The 25652-nt window shown below is 58.8% G+C and carries 23 protein-coding genes; 12 read left to right on the top strand and 11 right to left on the bottom strand.

Translation table 11 applies throughout. The features are described 5' to 3' along the window. Positions 1 to 201: 201 nt before the first annotated feature. Positions 202 to 1464 (top strand): UDP-N-acetylglucosamine 1-carboxyvinyltransferase, encoded by a 1263-nt coding sequence (gene murA / locus M9920_04495; GenBank protein MCO5051542.1) that lies wholly within the window; start codon positions 202 to 204, stop codon positions 1462 to 1464. Then, positions 1461 to 1865, top strand: a complete 405-nt coding sequence (locus tag M9920_04490) for a hypothetical protein (GenBank protein MCO5051541.1) — start codon at positions 1461 to 1463, stop codon at positions 1863 to 1865. Before murA ends, M9920_04490 begins: the two co-directional genes overlap by 4 nt. A 105-nt stretch (positions 1866 to 1970) precedes the next feature. Here the strand turns inward: M9920_04490 and M9920_04485 are convergent, their stop codons facing one another. From M9920_04485 to M9920_04445, 9 genes are all read right to left on the bottom strand, one after another. Then, positions 1971 to 3332, bottom strand: coding sequence for a hypothetical protein (locus M9920_04485; GenBank protein MCO5051540.1), 1362 nt, complete (start codon positions 3330 to 3332; stop codon positions 1971 to 1973). A gap of 1052 nt (positions 3333 to 4384) precedes the next feature. Continuing rightward, positions 4385 to 4756 carry a hypothetical protein gene (locus M9920_04480; GenBank protein ID MCO5051539.1) on the bottom strand — a complete coding sequence of 124 codons (372 nt, stop codon included), beginning with the start codon at positions 4754 to 4756 and terminating at the stop codon, positions 4385 to 4387. Positions 4757 to 5018: 262 nt separating this feature from the next. Next, positions 5019 to 5864 carry a translation elongation factor Ts gene (gene tsf / locus M9920_04475; protein MCO5051538.1) on the bottom strand — a complete coding sequence of 282 codons (846 nt, stop codon included), beginning with the start codon at positions 5862 to 5864 and terminating at the stop codon, positions 5019 to 5021. Between the two features lie 107 nt (positions 5865 to 5971). Beyond that, complete coding sequence (gene rpsB / locus M9920_04470; GenBank protein MCO5051537.1) at positions 5972 to 6748, bottom strand: 30S ribosomal protein S2; 777 nt, start codon at positions 6746 to 6748, stop codon at positions 5972 to 5974. A 212-nt stretch (positions 6749 to 6960) separates the two neighbouring features. After that, a complete protein-coding gene (tadA, locus tag M9920_04465) occupies positions 6961 to 8697 on the bottom strand; it encodes a Flp pilus assembly complex ATPase component TadA (GenBank protein ID MCO5051536.1) in 1737 nt (578 codons plus the stop codon). Beyond that, on the bottom strand, positions 8694 to 9203 hold the full coding sequence (locus M9920_04460) for a hypothetical protein (protein ID MCO5051535.1): 510 nt from the start codon (positions 9201 to 9203) through the stop codon (positions 8694 to 8696). The genes tadA and M9920_04460 overlap by 4 nt, the downstream gene beginning before the upstream one ends. An 11-nt stretch (positions 9204 to 9214) precedes the next feature. Next, a complete protein-coding gene (locus M9920_04455) occupies positions 9215 to 10042 on the bottom strand; it encodes a hypothetical protein (protein MCO5051534.1) in 828 nt (275 codons plus the stop codon). After that, positions 10039 to 11838 (bottom strand): hypothetical protein, encoded by a 1800-nt coding sequence (locus M9920_04450; protein MCO5051533.1) that lies wholly within the window; start codon positions 11836 to 11838, stop codon positions 10039 to 10041. Before M9920_04450 ends, M9920_04455 begins: the two co-directional genes overlap by 4 nt. Before the next feature lie 16 nt (positions 11839 to 11854). Beyond that, on the bottom strand, positions 11855 to 13777 hold the full coding sequence (locus tag M9920_04445) for a type II secretion system protein GspD (GenBank protein MCO5051532.1): 1923 nt from the start codon (positions 13775 to 13777) through the stop codon (positions 11855 to 11857). Between the two features lie 324 nt (positions 13778 to 14101). Between M9920_04445 and proC the strand changes: the two genes are divergently transcribed. The 5 genes from proC to M9920_04420 all read left to right on the top strand — a co-directional run bounded on the left by proC (position 14102) and on the right by M9920_04420 (position 18401). Further along, positions 14102 to 14917, top strand: a complete 816-nt coding sequence (proC, locus tag M9920_04440; protein ID MCO5051531.1) for a pyrroline-5-carboxylate reductase — start codon at positions 14102 to 14104, stop codon at positions 14915 to 14917. Positions 14918 to 15044: 127 nt separating this feature from the next. Continuing rightward, positions 15045 to 16289, top strand: coding sequence for an AI-2E family transporter (locus M9920_04435; GenBank protein ID MCO5051530.1), 1245 nt, complete (start codon positions 15045 to 15047; stop codon positions 16287 to 16289). 55 nt (positions 16290 to 16344) lie between these two features. Further along, on the top strand, positions 16345 to 16635 hold the full coding sequence (locus M9920_04430; GenBank protein MCO5051529.1) for a hypothetical protein: 291 nt from the start codon (positions 16345 to 16347) through the stop codon (positions 16633 to 16635). A 12-nt stretch (positions 16636 to 16647) separates the two neighbouring features. Continuing rightward, a complete protein-coding gene (locus tag M9920_04425; GenBank protein MCO5051528.1) occupies positions 16648 to 17079 on the top strand; it encodes a hypothetical protein in 432 nt (143 codons plus the stop codon). A gap of 263 nt (positions 17080 to 17342) precedes the next feature. Beyond that, positions 17343 to 18401: a LamG domain-containing protein gene (locus M9920_04420; protein ID MCO5051527.1), complete on the top strand. Its 1059-nt coding sequence runs from the start codon at positions 17343 to 17345 to the stop codon at positions 18399 to 18401. Between the two features lie 32 nt (positions 18402 to 18433). On the opposite strand, the gene M9920_04415 is transcribed toward M9920_04420, so the two are convergent. Then, a complete protein-coding gene (locus tag M9920_04415; GenBank protein MCO5051526.1) occupies positions 18434 to 19495 on the bottom strand; it encodes a hypothetical protein in 1062 nt (353 codons plus the stop codon). Positions 19496 to 19579: 84 nt separating this feature from the next. After that, a complete protein-coding gene (locus M9920_04410) occupies positions 19580 to 21406 on the bottom strand; it encodes an immunoglobulin domain-containing protein (protein MCO5051525.1) in 1827 nt (608 codons plus the stop codon). A 101-nt stretch (positions 21407 to 21507) separates the two neighbouring features. Between M9920_04410 and M9920_04405 the strand changes: the two genes are divergently transcribed. From M9920_04405 to M9920_04385, 5 genes are all read left to right on the top strand, one after another. Next, positions 21508 to 22476 carry a restriction endonuclease subunit S gene (locus tag M9920_04405; protein ID MCO5051524.1) on the top strand — a complete coding sequence of 323 codons (969 nt, stop codon included), beginning with the start codon at positions 21508 to 21510 and terminating at the stop codon, positions 22474 to 22476. Positions 22477 to 22777: 301 nt separating this feature from the next. Beyond that, positions 22778 to 23230: an IS200/IS605 family transposase gene (gene tnpA / locus M9920_04400; GenBank protein MCO5051523.1), complete on the top strand. Its 453-nt coding sequence runs from the start codon at positions 22778 to 22780 to the stop codon at positions 23228 to 23230. A gap of 24 nt (positions 23231 to 23254) precedes the next feature. Beyond that, on the top strand, positions 23255 to 23395 hold the full coding sequence (locus M9920_04395) for a hypothetical protein (GenBank protein MCO5051522.1): 141 nt from the start codon (positions 23255 to 23257) through the stop codon (positions 23393 to 23395). A 624-nt stretch (positions 23396 to 24019) separates the two neighbouring features. Beyond that, positions 24020 to 25129 carry an ImmA/IrrE family metallo-endopeptidase gene (locus M9920_04390; protein MCO5051521.1) on the top strand — a complete coding sequence of 370 codons (1110 nt, stop codon included), beginning with the start codon at positions 24020 to 24022 and terminating at the stop codon, positions 25127 to 25129. A gap of 152 nt (positions 25130 to 25281) precedes the next feature. After that, entirely contained in the window at positions 25282 to 25644 is a 363-nt protein-coding gene (locus M9920_04385) for a four helix bundle protein (GenBank protein MCO5051520.1), read from the top strand. The last annotated feature ends 8 nt before the right edge of the window (positions 25645 to 25652 follow it).

Raw genomic sequence — 25652 nt, 5'->3', positions numbered from 1 at the left:
TTGGCTTGGCGAGACTGAAAATCCCGCAGCGTCAACGGATTTCAGTCAGTGAACGAATCGTGAGGCACGTATGTTTCCTGGTCGCAGTTGCACCCCACGCGCTGAGGCTTGTGGCGGCGGCGGTCGCGCACTAGACTTCGGCGCTGGCTCAAGTCCGGAGAAGGTTCCGGTAGCGCCGGTTGATCACATTCCAAATTTTGCATGGACAGTTTTCTCATCAAAGGCGGGGTGCCGTTGCACGGCGAAGTCGAGATTAGCGGGGCGAAGAACGCGGTGCTGCCGATCATGGCGGCCACGCTGCTGACTGCCGAGCCGTGCGTCATTCATCGTGTGCCGCAGCTCAGCGATGTCCGGTTCATGACGCAAATTCTCGAATGGCTCGGGGCCACCGCCAAGCGGGACGGCGACTCGCTTTACCTGCAAGCGCACAAGATCAAAGGCCAGGCCGATTACGATCTCGTGCGGAAGATGCGCGGCTCCATCTGCATCATGGGCCCGTTGTTGGGACGATTGCGGAAGGCGGTGGTTTCGTTGCCCGGCGGTTGCGTCATCGGGGCGCGCCCCATTAATTTGCATTTGAAGGCGTTTGCGGCGTTGGGCGCCAAAATCCGGATTGAAAGCGGTTACGTGGAGGCCACCGCGAAAAAACTGGTGGGCGGACCGATGTTCCTCGGCGGGCGGGCCGGCTCCACGGTTTTAGGAACGGCCAACGCAATGATGGCGGCGGTGCTGGCGGAGGGAGTGACGCTCATCGAAAGCGCGGCGTGTGAGCCGGAGGTGGTTGATCTGGCCAATTTCCTCATCGCCATGGGCGCACAAATTCAGGGCGCGGGCAGTCCCACCATCACCATCACTGGCGTGAAGGAATTGCACGGTGCCGAGCATGAAGTCATCCCGGACCGCATCGAGGCGGCAACCTTTGCCATCGCCGCCGGCGCGACGAATGGCGAGATCACCTTGAAAAGCGCGCGGGCGGAGCATCTGCGCGCGGTGATTGATAAATTGCACGAAGCGGGAGTGCTGGTGGAGCGGCGCGGCGCGAACTTGATTGCGCGCCGCCACGGCAAATTGAAAGCCGCCGACGTGACGACGCTGCCTTACTCCGGTTTCCCGACCGATGCGCAGGCGCAGATGATGGCGTTGATGACGTTGACCCCGGGCATCAGCATCATCACCGAGCGGATTTTTGAATCGCGGTTCATGCACGTAAGCGAACTGGGGCGGCTCGGCGCAGATATCGAGATTGAAGGGCCTAGCGCCATTGTCAAAGGCGGCAAGCCGTTAAGCGGGGCGCCGGTGATGGCGAGTGATTTGCGCGCGTCGGCGGCGCTGGTGATCGCCGGATTGGCCGCGAAAGGCACGACCCAGGTCAACCGCGTGTACCATCTGGATCGCGGTTACGAACAGATGGACGTCAAGTTGCGCAAGCTCGGCGCCCGCATTCAACGCATCGAGGAATCATGACCAAAGCCATCTGGGTATTGATCATTTTTTTCGTGGTTTACGTCGGTTACCTGCTGTTTCAGCAGTGGGATCAGGCGCGACTGGAACACGAAGGGCAGCAACGCGAAAGCGCCGTGGTGGTGACCGGTGAGAGCTTGTCCGGGATGCCGGTACAACTCGAATTGAGTTATCGGGACGCCAAGGGTCGTGGCGCGGCGGCTTTCCAGGAATGGTTCAAACAAAACGAGCGCTTCCTATCGGACCCGCGCAAAGCGTGGATCGAAGTGGAGTTGTGCAAGATGCTGATCCGGGAGAATCCCTCGGAAGCGAAAAAAATTTACGCGGCGGTGAAAGAGCGCGTGTCATCGTCATCACCGGTTTACGAGAAGGTGAAGGAGTTGGAAAAAACCTTCGGGCCATAATTTCGGAGTCGCCTGTTGCGGCGGTCTATGACCGCCGCAAACCCCAGCGCTGTTTGGACCGTGGCCAGCGACGTTCATGGCGCGTTGCGACAACGGAAAGCCTTTTCAACGCGGCCAGAACCGCAACCAGAAGCGTTGCGGCGATTGGATCAAGATTTCCCGGAGCAACGCCTGCATGCTGGCGGCCTTGGGTTCGTGCAAGCGTTGGATGATGGCGAGCAGGACGACATACGCCACGGCGGCGCCGCCGAAGAACACGGTGAAGCGGTTCCATTGCAGCCCGAGGAAACGGGGGGCGTGCGCGCCCATGGCGTCAATCAGCACGCCCCAGGCGATTGGCGCAAGTCCCAGGGTGACGTTCGAGACGACGGAAAAAATGGCGAAGAAATGGTTGCGCCCCATTTCCGGGACGACGCCCATGGCCAGTTTGTTGTAGGCCATGTTCACGGCGGCTGCCAGCAACCCCATTAAAAATTCCAAAGCGAGAATGACTCCAAGCGCCGGATGCAACGCGCCTCCGGCCAGGGCGCCCCAACCCGCCAGCACCACCAACCAGCCCACGCAGGCCGCACCCAGAACCGGTTTGCTGCCCACGCGATCAAAGCGCGAGCCGAGCAACCATAAACTGCTCACGCCGCCCAGGAACGCCACCGAGCTGATCAGCAGGATTTGTCCTTCGGATAACACGTTGTCACCTTTCAAAAACGCCACGGTAAAAGCGTTGACGCCGCCGTAGGCCACCGACCAGCCCACCGACGCGTGGAGCAGTTTTTTGAACGGGGCAAAGCGCACCATGGCCAGCCACGGCACGGAAGCCGGAGCCGTGCGGTGCGTTTCGGGAATGGGCACGTCCGGAATGCGTTTCAGAAAAATCAGGCTGATGGCGCCCATGCACGCGCTGAAGGCGAACAACAAGCCGAACTGCCAGGATCGGGTGTCGCCCGCCAGCGTCACCGCCGCCACTAAAAACGTGACGAAGCTGGCCAGGTTCTGCACCGCCGCATCACGCGCCAGGTAGCGTCCGCGCATTTCCGCCGGGACGAGCAGGGCGATCCACGGCAACCAGGCGCAACTGGAAATGCCGCGCGACAGGTTGAAACAAAACAGCAGCGCCAGCAGCAACGCCAGCCGGTTGGCGACGTTGAGGAAACCGCTGGTCAAGGGCACGAGCGCCATGGCGAATATGAATAGGACGCGCGTGCCCCAGCCCGCCAGCACGAAACGGCGGTAGCCAATGCGGTTGATGTGACTAGCGGCGGGGATTTGAAAGATGACCAGCAACGGCATCATGCCCGCGATGATGCCCAGCACCGTGGCACTCGCTTCGAGCGTCTGGGCGTACAGAATCATCGGACTGCCCAGGACGATTTGGAACGACAGCGCGTTGAAGGCGGAAAACGAAAAGGCGTTATGCAGTCCGGGAGGGAAGGCGCGATCGGAAGCGGTCGTTGTGCTGGTCTGGCTCATACGCCGCTCGTTACGGCCGCGGCAGGCGCACTATCTCCAGAGCGAAAGCGTTCTGTCCAGCAGAATCAACTTGATGCGGTGGCCAGAGGCGGGCGAATTACGAGGGATGATTTACGAAGGGCGAGACATGGGGTGGTGGGGCGCGTTACCGGCTGATCCACTGCCAGTACGTCGCCTCCGTCCGCGAGGTTTTGGAGTGCGACAGTCTTCTGCCGCTTTCCCGTTGCGGGCCGATGATTCCACAGCGGCAGAAGACTGCCGCAGTCCAAGACGCGGTCGCGCCGGTGCTCGCCCCGAATCCAGGGCGGTAGTCGTTCGCGTCTCGCGGACGACATCCAAGTTCTAAAGTTAGGAGCCACCGAGGCGTCTTGACTCGGTTCGGTCGGAACTGCGGCGAGACGCCGCAGCCACATTGTTGGCCGGGTACACGCTCACGACACCGCCGTCGTTATGTCGGGAGGGACATTCGAGGGTCGCTCGACAGTTCAACGTCGGTTCGTCCAGAACCAATACGCGCTGAAATTTTGCGCGCCCTTTCTGTCGCCCCGCTGGGGCTTGGGGTGGTGCAACATTCAACCCACGGCTCTCGCCGTGGGCTGCCTTCGGTCGCGCTCCGCGCTAAGCCGGAAGGATGCAATTGGTCCAGGTGGAACGGCCAACTTGGCTGTTCTGGGCGGCAACCTGCCGTCCAGCCGAGCACACGGAGATCGCACCCCATTGGGTTCGCACGCTTGGCGTTCGGCCGTCGGGCTGGTAGCCCGACCGAACGGGCCAGTGGCCCGTCCCACCCTAACTCCAATCGAATCGTTCCGGCTAAGTTTTGCCAGCCTCCCAAAAAACTGTGGACAACCTCTCGAGGATCAACAGTTCTTCCAGATACCAATCTGTCGCCACCCTCTGTCACCGGTTCAAACACCAACAGCCGTTCAACCCGGAAGTAAGAAGCGAAAATGAAACGCAGGAAACTGGCCCGCCTCCAAAACATGGCCGCGTCACTCCATTACCAACTCGTCCCCCAATCATGAAAACCAAGAACTTACAAGGCTAGTTGCTCAGGAGGCATATTCAATCCTCACTGACATCTGCTGAATCTTGCGAAACAGTAAACCCAAGATGACGAACTCCAGCAACAGAACAACCCAGCCCAGATCGAAAACGAATGAAATCTCCAGCGCCACAAAGATGAGTGCCAGATAAAGTCCAGCCAGCCGCCACAAGTGCCAACCCTGCTGTCGTGAGCGCCAAAGAAACATAAGCGCGGCAATAACCGCTGGCGCATAAAACGCCGACCAAAGGGGAAAATAAATATCCACAGACGTCCTAAACTTCGGGTCTCCAAGGTCAAGAACATGGAGGTCAAACCAGATGAAGCCGAAAACTCCAGCGAGATAGGCAACGCAAAAGGATAGGATGAGTAATGCCATACGCGAATATGCCTAAAAGTTAAGTGAGCGCCGGGTGCATTGGCCTGTTTGTCGCGTGATCATTGTGCCGGGACAATGAGGTTTTCTGAACTGTCCGTCAATCTATGAATTCCACAAGTTCCGCCCGGAATACGCCCATCGCACGACCGTTCCAAGATGCGTCCGCAGGAGCGTTTTCAACTCATCCCCAAGTAGCCCCGGGCGGCGGGAATAAAAAAGAGCGCCGTGAAGGCGCTCTTGGTGCAAAAGGCTGTTGCAGCGATCAGGCCGCAGCTTCGCCCACCTGATAGCGGACGAAACGGCGGATGACGATGGTATCGCCGAGTTGTTTGGCAACTTCCGCCACGTGATCCTTGACGCTGATCTCGCCGTTGCGTTTGACGAAGCCTTGATCCACGAGGCAGTAGGTCTGGTAGAACTTGTCCAACATGCCCGCGAGAATCTTCTCCAGGGCGTGCGCCGGTTTGCCTTTGAGGCGGTCGGATTGCGCGGCGATTTCGCGTTCCTTTTGAATTACTTCCGGAGCGACTTGTTCGCGGGAGACGGCCTGGGGATTGCCCGCCGCGATTTGCAGCGTGATGTCTTTCACCAGTTGCTTGAACTCGTCCCGATTGACGGTTTCGGCTTTGTCCGCGCCGACTTCCACCAGCACGCCCACCTTGCCGCCGGTGTGAATGTAGGCGGCGATCAAACCGTTGCCGGCCACTTCAAGCCGGGCGTGGCGCGTGATCTTGATGTTCTCTCCAATCTTGGTGACGGCGGCCTGGCGATCAGCTTCGAGGTCGGCAGCCGGATTGGCCGCGATTTTCCGGGCGATTTCGTCACAGAACGCGGTGAAGCTTTCGTTGCGCGCGACGAAGTCGGTTTCGCAATTCACTTCCACCAGGACCCCGGCTTTGCCGTCGGGCGTGATGTGTTGGGCAATCACGCCTTCGCGAGCGTCGCGCAACGATTTTTTTGCCGCGCTGGCCGCGCCTGATTTGCGGAGGTTGTCCACCGCCTGGTCCATGTTGCCCCCCGCTTCCACGAGGGCCTTTTTACATTCCATCATGCCGGCGCCGGTCATCTGACGCAGTTTCGCGACGCTGGCAGCAGTAATTTCAGCCATAAATATGTTGATCGTTGTTCGTTAAAAATTGTGGGTTGGAACCCATCGGTCCCGCCGGGCACAGCGGCGATGTTCTTCAGCTGCATCGCCGCCGAACCCGAAAATTATCAGGCCGCCGGAGCCGGAGCGGGCGCGGGAACGGGTGCCGCTTCCGCTGTCGCCGGTTCTTCCGCAGGCTTGGCGTGGCTCGATTTTGATTCGTATTCGGCCATCGCCCGAGTGATGGCCTGGCCAATCGTGGCGAGGATCATGCGCACCGAGCGGATCGCGTCGTCGTTACCCGCGATGGGGTAATCCACGAGATCGGGATCGGTGTTGGTGTCGCTGATGGCGACCACGGGAATTTTCAGTTTGCGCGCTTCGGCGACGGCGTTGCGTTCGCGTTTGGTGTCCACGATGAACAGGGCGCCGGGGTTGCCGTTCAGACTGCGGATGCCGTCGAAGTACTTCACCAGGCGGGCGGCTTCGCGGCGGAGGACGGCCTGTTCCTGTTTGACGTAATTGTTGATGGACCCGTCGGCTTCCATCTTTTCGATTTCCTTCAAACGTCCGAGGGAGCGTTTGACGGTTTGGAAATTGGTGAGCGTGCCGCCGAGCCAGCGTTCCGTGACGAAGAGCTGGCCACATTCCTTGGCGGTTTCCTTGATGGCCTGTTGCGCCTGCTTTTTCGTGCCGACGAAAACCACCTTGTTGCCTTTGGCCACGGTTTTGGCGAGGAAGTCGCAGGCGGCTTCCAATTGCTGGACGGTCTTGCTGAGGTCAATGATGTGAATCCCGTTGCGCGCGTCGAAGATGAACGGTTTCATCTTGGGATTCCAACGCTTGGTTTGATGTCCGAAATGGACGCCTGCTTCCAACAGTTCTTTGATACCGATGCTAATCATGTTTCCTTTGGTTAAAACCCTGTTGCCAGGGCATCCCGCGAAACTCGGGATTATTTTTAGTGTTGTTGTGGCCGCCCCGGTTCACACGAACCAAGATTTGAAGGCCATTTTCCCCACGTCAGCCGCCTGACGAAAGGGATGTAGAGGGTAGCAAAGAAACGCCCGGTGGCAATGGTTTATTTCTGACTCGCAATTGCCTGAAAACGTGGAGGTTAAGCGGGGGTTGCGCCCGGATTCATGGACTGCGTCCAGCGTTCTTGCTCGGAGACGGGAATGAGGCCGCGTTGCACTTTGAGCCAGCCCATTTCCCGCAATGAACGCCAACCGAAGCGCCGGGCGGCGGCGCGCAACTCGCCAGTTTTGACTCCGGGTTGAATCAGGTCCGCCAAAGTTTCGTTCAGCAGGAACATTTCGTAGATGGCAACGCGCCCGCGGTAGCCCTTTTGGTGACATTCCACGCAGCCTCGGCCGCGAAACGCCCGCACTTCGTCGGCGGGAATATTCAGGGCCGTCGCCATCTCTTCTCGAACGTCCGCAGGCAGCTGCGGGTCTGGTTCGGAGCAATGCCGGCAGATGCGCCGGGCGAGACGTTGGGAAATACTGCACACCAGTGAAGAGGACACCAGGTAGGGTTCGATGCGCATTTCGAGAAAGCGCGTCACGGCGCCGATACTGTTGTTGGTGTGCAACGTGGAGAAAACCAAGTGCCCCGTCTGGGCGGCGCGTACGGCGATCTCGGCGGTTTCCGAATCGCGGATTTCGCCGATCAACACCACGTCCGGATCGTGCCGCAGCACGGAACGCAATCCCGTGGCGAAGCTGAGTCCAATCTGCTCGCGCACCTGGATTTGCACCACGCCATCAAGCTGATATTCAATCGGGTCTTCAAAGGTGATGATTTTGCGGCCTTCATCGTTGGCTTGGGCCAGGGCGGTGTAAAGCGTCGTCGTTTTACCGCTGCCCGTCGGACCGGTCAGCAGGACCAGCCCTTGTGGCAATTTGGTGAGTTGCGCAAAAATCGCCTCCTGCTCGGGCTCCATGCCGAGCTGGCTGAGGTCCAGGAACAGTTGTTGCCGGCCGAGCAGCCGCAACGCCACCGCCTCGCCGTGCTTGGTGGGCATGATCGAAACGCGCAGGTCGTATTCTTCCGAACCGGTTTTCATGGCGATGCGTCCGTCCTGCGGCAGGCGCTTTTCGGCGATGTTCAATCCGGCCATGATTTTGAGGCGGGAAACAACCGCCGCGTGCAGATGCCGCATGTCCGGTGGGACGGGCACGGTTTCGAGAATTCCATCCAGGCGATAACGCAAACGGATGAAGTTGGGATACGGTTCGAGGTGAATATCCGTGGCCTGCAACCGCAACGCTTCCTGCAGGATTTGATCCACAAACGCGGAAATGGTGGCATCGAGCGCGGTGTCGCCCTCGCGTTCGGGAACGTCGAAAACAATTTCGTGGTCCAGATCGCCACCACCGCGTTCCTCGCGCAATTTCTGGATGACCGCCGCGCCCAGGCCGAAGTGTTTTTTGATGACCGCGTGAATGGCGCTGGGCGTGGCGAGGACGATTTTGAAGCGGCGGTTGAGGAGTAGTTGGAGGTTGCCGGCCTCCATCGGCTGCGGCGGTTCGCTGAACGCCAACGTGATCACGTCGCCTTCAGCCCCAATCGGCAGCATGTGATAGTGAAAGAGGAATTTGACCGGGACGAGTTCGAGCGTGGTGCGCGGCAAATCCAACGTGTTGACCGCCACGAATTCCAGGCCGCTGACTTCGGCGAGCGCGCGCCAGGCTTGTTCCTCGGAAACGAAATTCAAATCCACCACCGCGCGATGTTGTTCCAGATGCAAACGCCGCTGGCGACGGCGCACCTGTTCCAACTGCGCCGCGCTGAGAAGTCCTTTTTGCAACAGGATATCGCCCACTTCCCGGGCGGGTTCAGGTGCGGTCATTTGATGGGGACCTCCAAAGTGGTGGCGGCGTTCAATTTCAAGACGTTGGTTTGGGCGGCGGAATTGGTCAGCGTCAATTCCCGCGCGGTGGCGGCGGCGACAAACAGCGTCGGCGCGATCTGACCGCCGAGAGGATACACCAGCAGTTTCTTATCGGTTTCCAGGAACACTTTCTCCGCGTTGGGCGTGGTGTAAAAACCCTGATAAACCAGCGCGATTTTTCGCGTCGTGGGCACTGGGGCGGGTGGTTTGACCGGAATGAAATGGCGGGTGGCAAAAGGGCTGAGCCGTTCCGTCTGGTTGGTGTCGGGCGTCCGGGTTTCCGAGGCAAACACCGACGCCAGTGCGGCGAGGGGAATGGGGTCGGCATGGGGCGTTCCCTGCGCGCGGTCGTGAAACGCGGAGGTTGCGCCCCGCCATTGGAGCACGAGGATGAGGATGAATATCCATAGTCCCAGGTGCAGACCCAGAATGAACCACGGCGTTTCAAAGGTTTGAGTTTTCATCGGCGGGAAAACTAACGGGGCGGTGAGAACACGAAGCCCGCCACCCGCATGGTGGCTCGGACTTCCTCGAGTTGTGCCGGGGTTTGTTTGCGCAACAAGATGCGCTCCACGTAAAAGGCGGGTTTGGGGGCGGTAACGGACAGGGGCGAAGGCGCGGCGGCGAGTTCGTTGGTTCGCATCGGCAGCGCTTGCAGGAGGCGCTTCACGGCCGGGGCGGACGCCGTCAATTCGATCTGGATGGGAATCTCCTTGAGCCACGCGTTGGTGAAGGCGGCGGGCGCATTCGACGGCGTGTAGGCCACGTTCAAAGATTCGATGGTGGGGATGCCGCATTGCAAGGCGGTGTGGAGCAACCCGGTGACCATTTCCAATTCCGCCCAAAGCAGGGTGGGCTCGGTGACGGCTGTGGAGTGGGTGGGGAAACCTTCAAACACCGCCGGGGCGATGGTGGCCTTGAGTTTGGCCGCCAATCCTCGCAACTCATCCTGCTGTCGGCCGCGTTCATTTTCGTAATCCACCAACTGAAATGGAGCTTGCATCCGCGCTTCGGTGGCGGGGCTTAACTCGCAGCGCGCCGCCGCCTGGGCGCGGGTGTTGTCCAGGGTGCGCAGCGCGAGCCGGGTGTGTTGCAGACCGTTGGCAATCGCGCCAAAGTCAAGAGTGAGCTGGTTTGAATTGCCCAAGGTCCGCGCCAATTCCGTCCATTCTTTCTGCAACGGCGCCTTTAGATTTTCCGCTTGCCGTTTCAAGGGAAGCAGCGCGAAGAGGTAACCGGCAAGCAGCACCACCGCGGCGCCGGGAGCCAATACGCGTTTACCCTGATGACGCAGCCAGTTCATTGCATTAAATCGGGTTGCGGAGATTCTCCGGCGCGGCGGCTGAACCGGCTCGTGCCGGGTTCGTCGAATCGCGATCGCATTGCCGGCGGCAGCGCTTGGAAAATCGTATTCGAGAAGTTCAGGGCCAGGGCAAAATGCCGCTCGGGTAGAAGCACCTTGGGATCGGCCAGATTTTGCCGCAGATCGTCGGTCAACAAATCCACCTTGGAGAACAGCGGCCGCGACTTCAAATCGTTGACGATGGAACTTAGAACCTGCCGCGCGTCGTCCAGATTTTCAGGCACACTTAACTCCGCGATCAATCCCGGTTGCGCGGGCGAGCGATTGGTGGCCGTCGCCGACGGTCGGCTGGTTTCCAACAGCCAGGGGCCGTACACGTTGGTCGCGCCCGCGTGAGCGGTGGCGGAGTAGCGCAGACCGTGGAAATAACTTTTCTGGTCCGCGATCAGGACGAACCAGAAGGAGCGATTGCTGCGGGTTTGTTCCAGCAGGTCCAGAGTTTCCAACAGGTCGTGCGTGTTTTGCCGCGCTTGCAACAGCGGCCGCAGGTTTTCGTATTCGGTTTGAAATTGAGTGGTCAACGCCTGTTCCGCACGTAATACCTCGGTCGCCTCCCGGACCTTGTGCAGCAGATTTTTCTGGTTCACTACCCGGGCGATGCAATGCCACAGGCTGGCGATGAGCAACAGGGAGGCAATCACCAACAGCACGTTGTTGATGCGGGCGAGCCGTTGCGTGTTGCGGTGTTGCTGCCAGTGTTCCTGTCGTTGCGCGGGCAGAAGGGACACGGGTTGCGTGGTGGCGCCCAGCGCCTGCAATGCCGTGCCGTACACGATCTCGAACCCGGCGCCGGGTGAGTAGCGCTGCTTGGGCCAGACCTGCAACGACATGCCCAACTGATGATTCAAGTACGCCAGCAGACCGGGTTGGCGAAAGCCCAGTCCGCTCGCCGCGTAGATGAAAGTGGCCGCATCCACGCGGAGTTTCTGGCTTTGTTGCAGCGCCACCTCGATGAAGCGGCGCAATTCGATGGCCCACCGGTTCACCGCCGCGACCATTTCCGGAACCGGCGCCGCACCACCCAAGGTCTCGGAATGTTGTTTGAGTTGTTCCGCTTCGGCCACGGAACAGTGCCGCGCCTGCACCAGGGCGCGCGTGAAACTATCGCTGCCGGTGGGAAAGCTTCCCGCATAGACCGTTTGCGCCTGATGCCGCACCACGACCAGGGTGTGCTGCGCTCCCAAATGAATCAGGACGGTCTGGGTCGCCGTGGGCACGGTGGCGAGATAGGCGGCGGCCAGCGAATTGGCCGCGGTGCTGACATCGCACAAGTTGGCCTCTTGCAGCCCCAGGAGTTGGATCAGTCCTTCAACATCGCCTTCCTTGGCGAGCGTGACCCAGTATTGGGGCCGGCCGGCGGGGGTGGCGCCGACGCGCACAAAATCGCTGATGATCGGAGTGTCACTGACGCCGCTGAGTTTGACGACTTCCGCTTCGATCAGTTGTTGGACTTCCGCGTCGGAACCGGGCGGCAGATCAATCAGGTGGGAATTGGAAAGATGCTGCGGCAGGGTGATGGCAATGGGCGGTCGCCCCCAGGTGTCCAGTGCGGTTTGTAAATACTGTTTGAGTTCCTCCGCGGTGACCAGCCCCTCCTCCTGCAGGTCCACCGATTCCTCCCGGACAATTTTGATCCGGTTCGAATATTTCTCGAGCAGGGTCAGTTTCAGCCGACGCCGGCCCGCATCCACGGCCAGAACCCGCCGGATTGAGTTGAGATGCGCAGCGTTAGGCATGAACAAATACCGTCTCTCAGTTGTGCTCGGGCGCGTCATCGTAAATCAGGAACTCGCCCGATTCGGTGACGATGGTGGCTGTGACGAAGACCAACAGGTAGCGCGGTTGATCCACTTCCGTCCGGCGGCGGAACAAGACGCCGATGATCGGAATGTTCCCCAACACGGGGACAGATTCGACCACCGTGGCTTTTTGCCGCTCCAGCACGCCGCCCATGGTTACCGTTTCACCCGAACGCACCACCACGCGGGTGGCCAGTTCCTGCGTGCGGTATTGCGGGAGGTTGATGTCAAAGGTGCTCGGTTGGGTGCCGCTCGAAAAATCGGTGAGCGTGGCAAAGCGAACCATTTGCACATCCGTGTTCACCCGGGGATTCAGCGCCAGCAGGATGTGTTGCCCATCGCCGCTGATACTCGCCATGACGTTCAACTCGGCGCCGGAGGTGATTTTTGTGGGTTTGCCGGAAGGCACAAAGGAGGAGGCCGTAATGTACTGACCGACCGTGGTACTTACCTTGTACTCTTCGTAGTAATACTGCACTTTACCATCGGCGATCGTGGCGGGGAGATTGTTCAATACCGTCAACCGCGGCGAGCTGAGAGTTTGACTTTCACCACTTTGTTCCAAGGCGCTGATGGTGGCGCTGAGCGTGGAACTGTTCAGCACATTGGTGAAGGACTCGGCTAGTCCAATACCGATATTTTTGGTTATGGTCGAGTCGCTGCCCGCGATGCCGGTGAACAGTCCGGTCAAATCCTGCGGGCTGCGGGTACCGGGCTGGCGGCCGGTCTCCCAAATCGCGCCCAGTTGCAGGAAGGCGGGTTTGGACAAGGTGACGAAGCGCGCCTCGATGAGCACCTGTTGAATGGGTTTGTCAAATTCCTTGATGATGTTCTCGAGAACATCCAGTTGTTCGGGAGTGCCGCGCGCCACGATCAGGTTGCGCTCATAATCAATCATGTATTTTGAGCCAGTGAACAAATTGGTGATGGCACGCTCGATGGAAGGAATGGTCGGCGCGTCGTCATTGACAAACTTGTTGAACTTCTGCGTTTCCGACGTCGTGGTCACGTTGTTGGCCGTGACCTGGGTGCGCACGGCTTCGTCCGCGCCCATTTGCGCCGGCAACACAAAACCTTTGCGCAACCGATAAAACCGCGTTTCCTCCATGATACGCTTGGGGTCTTTGGCATCCACCACCCAGACCAACTCCGGGCCGACCTGGAATTGCAGATCGTAATTCCGCCCGATGTACTTGAACAACTCGCCCAGACGCACTTTATCCAGGTTGATGTTGAGTTGCTGCTTCAAGGCCGCCAGGGCTTTATCGGCGACGATGTTGACTCCGGTGGATTCGCTCAGATTCAGCAGGATGGTTTCGAGCGGGACGTTGTCGAGGTGCAGACTAACCTCTTTATCCAGCACCTTGGCCATCGGACCTTTGGCGGCGTCTATGTCAAACAACGGTCCCTTTTGCTGAATCACCTTGCCGTAGGTTTCGGGGATATACGGGGAGTTTTCGATCCGGGCCACGGTATCTCGAATGTCCTTGGTGGCGGGCAGGCCGCGATCTTTTTCTTCCAGCAACAAACTTTTGGGCGTGGGATTGAAAACCGAATTTTTTGCGTCTATGGCCCGGATCTTATCCTCCAACTGTTGATCACGGATGCGTTGGCGTTGTTGCCGGACCCAGGTATCCAGACGTTCCGCCGTGCGGTTGTCGGGCGCTTTTTCCCGTAACGACGTGGTCAGCGTCTGGGCGTCTTCCCAGCGATTGTCGTTCGCCAGGCGGAGGATTTCGTCCACCTCCCGTTGGTAATGTTCCTCCGTTCCGTCCTTGGCGATGGGTGGAGGTGGATTGGGAACGACCGCGTATTGATGGTGACGACAACCCACCAGCAATCCCATCAGCGCCGTAGCGAAAATAATTCTCAACATGATAAACCTGGTTTGGGGCGTGAAATGCGCGCGGGGAATGGACGCCCGAACGCTTCGATAAATTCGTTTCTCGCCAAACATGTGTCGCAATTTTGTTAATCGTCTGCCAGGAGGAGGTTCAATCCTCGTGGAGGTTTGCCCCGACAATAAACACTCCGTCGGTACTTGTCGAGAATCGCTCCATCTGTCACGCCAAAATATCAACGATTTTGAAACCGACCCGCGCGGCGGCTCATCCGGCTTGCGGTCTGATGGCCTCGGCCCGTCCGGCAAAACTTTCCTTTTGGCTTCCGGGCCGGCGCGGAAAGAGGTTAAATGGCGCGCATGGCGGAATCACTAGGCATCGGCTTTCTGGGCGCAGGCAAAATGGCGACCGCGTTGGCGCGTGGATTCATTCGCGCACAACTGGTGGAAGCGAAACGGCTCTGGGCCAGCGACCCGGTGGCGGCGGCGCGCGAGGCGTTCGCCCGCGAAACCGGCGGTCACGCGGTGACGACAAATCGTGAAGTGGTGGCTTCCGCTCAAGTCATTTTTCTGGCCGTCAAACCGGATCAAGCCGCCGCCGTTTTGGGCGAGGTCAAATCCGTTTTCACCGCGGAGCATTTGTTGATCTCCATTGCGGCCGGCATGCCGTTGGCCCGATTGGAAGCCGCCTTGCCCGCCGGCACCCGGGTAATCCGCGTCATGCCGAACACCCCCGCGCTGATTGGCGCGTCCGCCAGCGCGTTTGCTTTGGGCCAGGCCGCGACCGCAGCGGATGGCGAGCTGGCGCAAAAGTTACTCGCCGCCGTGGGCCTGGCGTTGGTGGTCAAGGAAGCCTGGCTCGACGCGGTTACGGGATTGAGCGGGAGCGGTCCGGCGTATGTGTATCAATTTATTGAAGCGTTGAGCGATGGCGGCGTGGCGGCGGGCTTGCCCCGGGATCTGGCGACCAAATTGGCGGCGCAAACCGTTCTGGGGGGCGCGCGGATGGTTTTGGAAACGGGGAAACATCCCGGCGATTTGAAGGACCAGGTCACCAGTCCCGGCGGAACGACGATTGAAGGCTTGCACGAATTGGAGAAGGGCAAACTGCGGGGCACGGTAATGAGCGCCGTGCGCGCGGCCACCGAGAAATCACGAAAACTGGGGCAGGGTTGAAATAACCGCACCATGCGTCATTCCGCCCACCAACCCGGTCAGAATCCCCTGATGAACTACTGGTCAATGAGGCGCTTTTCCATTGTGCGTCACGGTGGAAACCGAAAGACTCAGTGCCACTGAATTCATGAGCCTGCCGCCACCCACCCCAAAACAAAGCCGCATCATTTGGATGGCGCTCACCGGTCTGGCGATTGGCGCGATCGTCGCCTTGGTGGTGGCGTTGGTCTGGGGATTGGGGCAAGCGCTGGAGGTGTTATCGCCGGTCATCTGGCCGCTGGCCGTGGCCGGTGTGCTGGCGTGCTTGTTGGATCCGGTGGTGGGGTTTTTGGAACGACGTCGCGTGCCGCGCACCCGGGCGGTGGCGGTGGTGTTCGTCCTGGCGTTGTTGATTGTGCTGGGGCTGGCGGCGAGCGTGGTCCCGCAACTGGTGGTGGAGTCGCAGCAACTTGCACAGAAATCCGGCGAGTTGACCAAAAATCTACCCGCCCAGACGGCAAAACTGGCGGCCAACCCGCCCGAGTGGCTGCCCCAACGCGGCGTGGAATTGCTGGAATCGCTCAGCGGTCTGCTGAAGGTGGCGGACACCAATTCTTCCGTGGCGCCTCCGCTCCCGCCGGAAGTGGCCAGCGGCACCAATGCGGTCCCGACGTCGTCTGCATTGGTCGAAGAACCCAATTCCTGGAATCCGATTACCGATTATGTGACGCGATTGTTGCCGCGCTTTGGGGAATGGATGCGCCAGGTGATGGGTTTCGTGGGCACGGTATTTGGCATTATTGCCGGCCTGGCTTTGGTACCCATTTATGCCTTTTATTTTCTGCTGGAAAAACAGGGCATCAACCAACAGTGGCGCGATTATCTGCCGGTGCAGGATTCCCGGTTCAAAGACGAACTGATTTTTGTGCTGAACGCCATCAGCGGCTACCTGGTGGCGTTCTTTCGAGGGCAGGTGCTGGTGGCCATTTGCGACGGGATTCTCTACACGATTGGATTTGCGCTCATTGGCTTGCCGTACGCGTTGCTGATCGGCGTGATGGCGACATTCCTGACCATCATTCCGTTTTTGGGCGCCATCACCACCTGCGTTTCGGCATTGGTGATTGCGGTGGTGGCCTTTGGCGATTGGCAACATCCGGCGCTCGTGTTGTTGGTGTTTGCGGTGGTGCAAGGGTTGGAAGGTTTTTTGATTCAACCCAAAATCATGGGCGACCGGGTCGGATTGCATCCGGTGACCATCATTATTGCGTTGATGGTGGGAACGACCTTGTTGGGGGGCATTTTAGGGGGAATTCTGGCGATTCCCCTGGCTGCCGTGCTGCGCGTCATTCTTGCGCGTTACGTCTGGCACCGGCCGGCCGCGCTGCCGTGATTAAAAACTCAATGGACATCGCGCGGCGAGCCGTTAGACTCGCCCCACTTGTTTTATGAATAATAGTGGTTCGGGCAGGATTTTGAATGTGGTCTTGATCCTCAGCGCCGTCGCGCTGCTGGTGTGCGTGTTCAAGTATTACAACAAGACCAGAACGGTGCGGCAGTATCAGGCGTTGATCGGGCAGTTCAGCGGCCTCCAGAACAACGAACAATTGGTGCGTGGTTTGGTGGCGGAAAGTATGGAATACGCCAAGACCAATCCCAGCATCAACGCCGTGCTGGAAACGATCATCAGCAAACCGACCAACGCGCCCAAACCGGCCGCCGCCCCCGCCAAGAAATAATCGCGATTTGTTATGAGTGACTCCGTTACCCCAGCCAGCACGCCGATTTCCGCTCCGACCACTTCTGGAAATGATCTGACCGATCTCAAGGCCACCGTCGCCGCCTTGGAATCGCAAACGCATACTTTGCGCGTCATCCTGTTATTGGTGATTCTGGCGCTCTGCGCCTTCTTCTGGCGCGAGGCCGGTTACAACAACGCGCTGGCCGTCGCCTTGCAACCGCAGGCCACGCAGATCAGTCAGTTCGTGGCGCAATTGGAACAGCAGGGCAGCTCCATTCAGAAGCAAATGCAAGCCTTGCAAAAAGCGGCCTTGCAATTGGCGGAATATGGCAAATCACATCCGGATTACCTGCCCATCCTGGTAAAGTACGGTTTGCGTCCCGCCGCGGAAACGGCCAAGCCCGCAACCCCGACCGCCAATCCCGCGCCCGCCAAAAAGTAATCGCCCATCCGTCGCCCGTTGAAAGCGTGGGGGTTAACCGTGGGCCGCAATGGGTTGACGTGCCGTCGCTCCCGACTGCAATTCATCCTCATCACTACTGATCTGTCGGACACTCCTGGTCGTAGTAGCTAACGCAACCTCGGCCTCAGGGGGACATTTTCTTCGAGTCCAATAGGGGACTTCCTCAAAGAGTTTTAACAAGTTGCGATTTCAGATTGACAGAATCCAACGGTTTGCAGATGGTCGTGGCAAATCTGTGACTGATGAGAAATCAGAGTTTGCCTCTGGGGGGTGAGCTTCAAGCCGGAACGGTGGAGTTCTATCAGTCCAATCTGAATCCCAAGCCTCACAACCCACTACGCGATATGCACAAAATTCATCTGACCGGCAGCCTTCCGATGACCGTCGTGACCATTTGCGGCGCGATCACGAATACCTCGAATGCGGGCTATGCCACGTTCAGTCAAAGAACCGACACCATTTCCATTGCGGGGAACACGGTCCTGGAGTCGGCCGCCACTTATGAGGCGGTGGTCCGGCCGTACACCACTCTGCGCGGGCTCATTTGGAACGAAATCGAGGCTTTTGCCGAAGACAAGCAATTTGGTTTAACCACGAACTGTGGTGTTTACGGTTACGGCGTCTTGGTCGGGAGCACCATTGGTGGTGGGACGGCGACCACTAATGAATGGCACCACTACGCTTTTGTTTACGACGGTCTTGAAGAGCGTCTTTACATTGATGGGAATTTGGTCAAATCACGCAGCGTCAGCGGCAATATTCCCGACGGTCCTCAGAGCCAGATGGTCGTGGGCGCCGTTGTCCGAAATAATGCTCAGACTCTTTACGATAGTTTTCTCGGGGACATCGACAGTCTGCGCATTTCCAAAGTCGCCCGGTACAGCGGAGACTCCTTCACGCCCATCATCGGTGATTTACCCAGCGACGCGGCCACGGTGTTGCTCTACAATTTCAACGATCCCACCGGCACCACGGTAATCATGGATGAGAGCGGCAATGGCCATACCGGAATCCTCGGAGATACGTTCACCGGGGCGACCTCGCCCATCTTCAGCGGCCCGGCCGGTGATCCGGTGACGCTTATGATCAAGGCTTCTGGCGCCACCCCGTCAACCATTACCATATCCTGGCAAAGTACTGTCGGGCACATTTATCAGCCGGAGACGGCCGGCTCGCTTGCTGATCCGGACTGGCAGGATTTCGGACCACCAATCACGGGCACCGGAGCGACGTTGCAAATTTTCGCGGACAAGAACGAAGCCGCACAAAAATTTTATCGCCTACGGATTTCTGCACCGTGAAGCGGACGTGCGAAATCGAAACTTTTCGTCGCTCATTTGCTTTCGCGCGCGGTTGAAGCGGTGTTCTGCGAAACTTCTGCGCGTTGTCTGAGCTTCAACACCAGATCAATCAGAATTGCCGCCGCCAAACCCAGCTTCAGAATGTGGATCACCAGTAATCCGCGCCAACTGAATCGCAGAAATTGATCCAACGCGTGGAGCGAAAATAAGTCCGCAACGATCAACGCCAGGTACAGTTCCAGGGCGAATTGCGGAAGCGGCATGGCGCGGCGTTGTCGCCACCAACCCACGCTGCGGATCAGCATCGCCCCGACGATCAAACTAATGACGCCTCGCTGCAACCAATGGCGCAGATGATAGAGATCCGCGGTGCGGGTGAAGGAGCGCACGCGGATTCCAATCCAGGTTTCCCAGCCGGCAAGTTCCCAAAGACCGATGGCCGCCAACGCAAGGACCAACCAGTTCCACCGGCAAGCATTCTGTGCTGTGGATGCAAAACCCGAAATGCGCGAGCGGGAAACCCCAGCCATCACCGCCGCCGCAAACCACAACAGGCCCAGTAAAATTCGCGGCCAGGCCGCCGTTGGCGCGACGGAATAACCGTTTGTTGTGCTGGAGGAAAACAGAGATATAGGTCGGAATTCCCGCACGGGCATCGCTTCCGTGACGGGAATTAAATCGGTGTTGGCGACCATGGAATGGTCCGACCACGTTCCCGTCGGACTGAGAAAGATAATGCCATTGACGAAGCGCAAACCCGGTCGCGCCGGCACCGACAGTTCAAATTCCAACGCCTGACCGGGAGTGGTTGTCCATTGGGGCGGACTGGTCGTCAGGAAACCCTGGGTGGTGTGGTGGTTGGTGGTCCAATGCAAATCCACGCACAGATAAGTGGGTGCGGTGAGTCGCTGCACTTGAACGCGCAAAACCAGCGGTTCGCCCACCCGGGCGCGTGTCGGCGCCATGACGCTCACCCAGTCCACCTGATGGGCCAGTCGTCCGAGGCCGAACCAAACGGCGCCGCCCACCAGCCCCAGCACGGCCGCCATGGCGATGCAGCGTTGGGTGACGGATAATCGGTTGCGAATGTTCAAGCCAAGTCAGCATCGCCAACCCGCCAGCGCAGACAAGGACGAATTGCGCGCCATGCAATTGCCGAGTTCACCCGCCGCGATCACTCAGGGCCAGGACGGCGTGACGACGCGGTAGAAGCGCAGTGGCGCGGGTTTCGCCGGGTCCGTGACCACGACGGTGCGATTGGTGGAATGCGCGGGAATGTTGATCAGCTTTTGCCAAAGGTCCGTGGTCAGGTCGGTGGTATAGAGCACCGAGTAGGAGAGATTGGCCGCACCCGGAAAACTTACGGCAATTCCATTCGGTGTGCGCGTGGCGGTGAGGCGGAATCCCGCCTGCACGTCCAGGACGTAGAGATCGCGCACTTCGTCGGCTGACAACACCCGCGTGTAAATGCGCACGTCGTCAATCTGCCCGTCAAAGTGGCGCAAACCGGTCAACGGATCCCAGCCAATTTTGAAAGGGGCGGTGGATTGCAGCGTGAACGGGGGGTTCTCACTGGCAGCCACCAGCGCGCCATCAATGAATAATCGCTGAACGCCGGTGGCCGCATCCACTGTGGCGACCACCGCATGCCATTCCCCGTCCAACGTGATCGGTGCGGGAGCGACGCACCAGCGTGGCTCGGGCCCGGTCGCGGTGCAGTTGAACGCGATCGCACCATCCGGACTGATGGTAAGCATGATTTGATTGTTGCTGGTACTGCGCGAACCGACGATGCCGGAATACTGCGTGTAATTGGTGTGTCGCACCCAGGCGCCCAAGGTCAGTCCCGCAAACGTATTGCTCCCAAATGGCAGATCAATGTGCTGATTGCTGCCGTTGAATGAATAGGCCGAGTTTGGTTGCCCCCAGCGATCCGTCGTCAAAACCGCGTCCACCACCGCGCCATCCCAGCCGTGACCACTGGCGTCTTTGGCGTCGCCATTGAAGGGATAATACGCGGCCAACGCCTGCCACAGGGTATCCGCGAACAGCAACTCCGCCGGCGCACTGGTCACACTGCCAAAGTAGTTGGTCACCTGTACGGTGTAGCGGCCAAAGTCGCCGGGCTGTAACGCCGACAACTCCAACAGAGCATTGGTGGCATGGGGCAAAGGATGGTCATCTTTGAACCATTGATATGACAGTGGCGTAGTGCCAGTTGCCGCCACGAAGAAGGAGGCACTGCCTCCTGGTGCATTGGTTGCCGATTGGGGTTGTTGCGTGATCCGTGGAGGATAAGCGATTGCCACCACAGCCGGAGCGCTGACCTCGCTGCCGGCCCCGTTGCTGACCCGCACACTATAGCTGCCACCGTCACTTGCGGTGGCGGCGGCGACCGAGTAGGTGGAGGAGGTCGCTCCGGGAAGATCCACACCGTTCAACCGCCATTGATAACTCAAGGGCGCAGTGCCCTCCGCTCCTGCCGTCAACGTAAAACCCTGTCCTTCCGGAACGGTCTGGCTCACCGGTTGCAGGACAATCACCGGCGGGTAGGCAACCACGGCTATTTGCGCCACCGCACTGGTGGCCGCGCCGAAGAAATTGGTCGCCACCACCGAGTAATTTCCCGCATCGGCCGATTGCGCCGCCACGATGCTGTAACTTGAATCATTCGCGGCCGGGATCGCTTCCCCGTTTTTGAACCACTGATACGTCGGCCACGGGAAACCCATTGCGGTAGCCTGCAGGGTGAAATTCGAGCCGATCCCGACGGCAAACGACTCCGGCTGTTGCGTAAAGACCGGTGCCCCATAGACCGTCAGGGTGGCGCTGGCGCTGGTGGCCTGGCCAAAGACGTTGCTCACCAAACAGGAGTAGTCACCCGCATCAACCACGGAAACGAACGGCAAGTTCAGGACGGCGTTGGTGGCACCCGGAATGAATTCGCCGCGCTTTTTCCAATAGTACATCGGTGCCGTTCCGGTGGCACTCACCGCGAACGTCACGGTTTGACCCACCAATGCAATGGCGTCGCTGGGCGCAGCCGTGATGACAGGCGGATATTTCAGCAGTTAGAAGCCACACAGATTCAGAGGACGACCTCTACATGTCAGTCGATAATGATGTGCTGATGCCAACCTCCGATGTTACGCCACGGGGTCTCGCGAAGGCATGCTGCATCAAGTTGGATGACATAATTCTTGGCGGGGACATCCTGGTGATCAGAACAAGTAAACAATCAACCAGTGGAGAGTTCCTCGCTCGATACATCAGACATCTGGAGCAAAAGGTTCTTCAGCTTGTTTCTGGATCAACTGTCTTTCACTTATATCCAACCTCCATCCAACGATTGGCATTGGCTTTCCCTTCAAAGCAGGAACAACAAAAAATTGCGGAGTGCCTGAGCACGTTGGACGAGTTGATCGAAGCGGAAAGCCGGAAACTTGACGCGCTCCAGTCCCACAAAAAAGGGCTGATGCAGCAACTCTTCCCCCGCGCCGGCGAAACCCGCCCCCGCCTCCGCTTCCCCGAGTTCCAAAACGCCCCGGAGTGGGAAGAAAATAAGCTCGGCTCGCTCTGCGAACTCTACCAACCGCAAACCTTAACAGCGTCAGAATTGCAAATGAATGGCGAGTATTTGGTTTACGGCGCAAATGGCATCATTGGACGACATGACCGCTACAACCATGAGGAAAGCGAGATCGCGGTCACCTGCCGTGGCGCGACCTGTGGAGAAGTAACCCGGACACTGCCGCAATCGTGGATTACTGGAAACGCAATGGTGGTGAGGCCGAAGGATGAGCGCCTTAGCAAAGATTTCATTTTCCACTATTTCAAGAATCACGGCTTGAAGTCCGTCATTAGCGGTTCCGCCCAACCGCAAATCACGCGCACCGGCTTTGCCCCGTTGTTGTTTAGCTTTCCAGAACCAACCGAACAGCAACGCATCGCCACCTGCCTCGCCTCGCTCGACGACCTGATCGCCGCCCAAAGCGCCAAGCTCGAAACCCTCAAGATTCACAAGCGCGGGCTGATGCAGCAACTTTTTCCCTCCCCATCGGAGGCCGGGGCATGAGCGCATTTCCTAGCGCCAACGGCGCGTTCCCATACCAGCCTGGGGCAACGCCCCAGGAACGGCATTACATTACAAAACGGAGGGCTGAAGGCCCGACCCATATTCACGTCGTCGCGCGGCCAAACCAATTCATGGCCCGGGCCGTTGGCCCTTGGAATAATATGGGTTGCCGGAAATCCCAGGCCGTTGGCCTGGGCTGGTATCGCACCGGGCCTTTGGCCCTTAACATTGTGGAATCGCATTGCCCGATGAATTGGATGACGTCCATGCAATCAAAAAACCAACCTGACTAAATATCACCATGCCGCAATCACTTTCATTTCTGCTTATCCACGTTGTTTTCAGCACCAAAGACCGCGCTCTGTTCCTTGACGCGGAAATCCGCCCGGCCGCTCACGCCTATCTCGCCACGGTCGCTCGCAATGCCGATTGCGAATGTTTCCGCGTTGGTGGTGTCGCGGATCACGTTCATCTCGCCATCCGGCTGGCACGCACCATCACCGTGGCCGATCTGGTCGAACGCCTGAAAACGTCGTCCTCCAAATGGCTGAAAACCCAATCGCTCGCGCTGACCGCGTTTGCCTGGCAACGCGGTTACGGCGCGTTTTCCGTCGGCCCCGCTGACCGGGACGCATTGTTCCGTTACATAGACGGGCAGGAAGAACATCATCGGACGCGCACCTTTCAGGAAGAATACCGGGCCTTCCTCAAAAAATACGGCGTCGAATATGATGAACGCTACGTTTGGGACTGATTTATTTCGACCACGCTCATTTCCATGACCGCATCCAACCAACAACGCCTGGGCAAGATCCTGTGGGCCATCGCCGATCAAAGTGCCAAGCTCGAATCCCTCCGGACCCACAAGCGCGGGCTGATGCAGCAACTTTTTCCCTCCCCATCGGAGGCCGGGGCATGAGCGCAATCCCATTCGCTAATTTCAACGCGCCAGCCCAGCGCCGTAGGCGCGGCATCTTTGTAGAAAACGCGTCACAATATTTTTCAAGCTCCGTAGGAGCGACATATTCCGATGTCGCCCCTGCCGGGGCTGTGGATTTGTTTGGGGGTTGGCTCTACAAAGATGCCGCTCCTGACGGAGCTATGGCGCGCGGCGTTCACGCCGCTTCACGTCCCGCAGCGCGAACGGCCTCGCCCGATTCAACGGCCTCGAAACGTCGTGCGTTGAAGCGGCATTAATGCCGCGCTCCGCAAACGCCCATGGTGCTTGCGGAAATGCCACGGGCGTATATCAAAATTTGAGCAGGCCATACATCCAAAATCCCCTGCAATGGCGGGCCTTTCATTAGCACCCAGCTTTAGCTGGGTGCTGGGTGTGCGCCCAGGACTAAAACCGCTTCAGCGGTTTATCCGCCGAAAGAAACCGCTGAAGCGGTTGTAAACATTGAACGCCTCGATCACCCAGCTAAAGCTGGGTGCTAATGAAAGGCTGTGAAAAGGTGCTCATTTTTTGATATGCGCCCAATACCACGCCACCGGCACCGGCGAGATTGATGTTCGGAATGTCAGCCGGTAGATTTTGACCATGAATCGGGTGGCCATCAAACCGCAGTTGCTGCGCTGGGCGTGTGAACGCGCCGGGTTTGACGTCGCCGATCTGGCGCACAAGTTTCCGCATCTGGGGGGCTGGATGAGCGGCGCGGCGCAGCCCACCTTGAGGCAGCTCGAAGCGTTCGCAAACGCAACGCACACGCCCATCGGCTATCTTTTCCTTCCTGAACCGCCCGTGGAAAAGGTTCCGATTCCAGATTTCCGCACCCCGGCCAATGCGCGTCTGAGCCGCCCGTCGCCGGACCTGTTGGACACGATTTACGTCTGCCAGCAACGGCAGGAGTGGTTTCGAAACTACGCGCGTTCGATGGGAGAGACGCCTCTGGCCTTTGTCGGTTCGGCCCGGGTGGGTGACGACGTGGTCACCACCGCCGCCAGGATCGGAGCGGAGCTTGGCTTTGATTTGGACGCGCGCCGCCAGTTGCCGACCTGGACGGATGCGCTGCGGTGTTTCATCGAACAGGCAGATGAATTGGGCATCCTCGTCATGTGCAACGGGGTCGTTCATAATAACAATTACCGGCATTTGGATCCGCAGGAGTTCCGTGGTTTCGCGATGGCCGATGACCTGGCGCCGCTGGTGTTCATTAACGGCGCCGACACGAAGGCGGGACAGATGTTCACCCTGGCGCACGAACTGGCGCATATCTGGCTGGGCCAGTCGGCCGTATCGGATGCCCAACCCACGGCCGTGCCGGAGCAACAGGTGGAACGGTGGTGCAACGAAGTCGCGGCAGAACTCCTCGTGCCCATTGATCGGATGCGGCGCGAATATCGTCCCAAAGCCGGGTGGCGGGAGGAAACCAGTCGGTTGGCCGGACGTTTTAAGGTGAGCACCCTGGTCATCCTGCGGCGGATTCATGATGTCGGCGGACTTAACCAGCAAGAATTTTGGGAGGCTTACCATGCGGAGGTGAAAAGATTGCAAGCCATTCCGCGCGGGAGCGGAGGCAACTTTTACCTGACTCAAGCGGCGCGCGTGAGCAAACGTTTCGCGGCGGCGCTGGTGGCAAATACGTTGGAAGGTCAGACCCGCTACAACGACGCGTTTCGAATGCTGGGTTTCTCGAAGCTAACCACATGACCGCATCAAATCAACAACGCCTGGGCAAGATCCTGTGGGCCATCGCCGCCCAGAGTGCCAAGCTCGAAGCTCTCCGGACTCACAAGCGCGGACTGATGCAGCAACTTTTTCCTGCGGGAAATGAGAAGTGAGAAGTGAGAAGTGAGAAAATCATGGATGAAAAGCCGCAAGAAATATCCGAGCGAGCGTTTGCGTTTGCCGTGCGCGTGGTGAAGCTGTGCCAGACTCTGGACGGACGTCCGGGCGCGCCGCGCACCTTGTCAAATCAGCTTCTTCGCGCGGCGACATCCATCGGCGCGAATTTGCAGGAGTCGAAAGGCGGACAAAGCCGGGCGGATTTTCTGTGCAAGGTTTCCATTGCGCTCAAGGAAGCCCGGGAAACCCACTATTGGATTCGCCTGCTCGTGGCCGCCGATATTCTGCCTGAAAAACAACTCGCCGGTCTGCGCGATGAATCCAACCAGATCATCGCCATTCTCACCACCATCGTGAAGAAAGTGAAAAGCGCGCCATGAACATCCCT

Source organism: Verrucomicrobiia bacterium (assembly GCA_023953615.1).
GTDB lineage: Bacteria > Verrucomicrobiota > Verrucomicrobiia > Limisphaerales > JADLHS01 > JADLHS01.
Note: the sequence above shows the minus strand (reverse complement) of the source record. Positions and strands in the feature narration are given on the sequence as shown.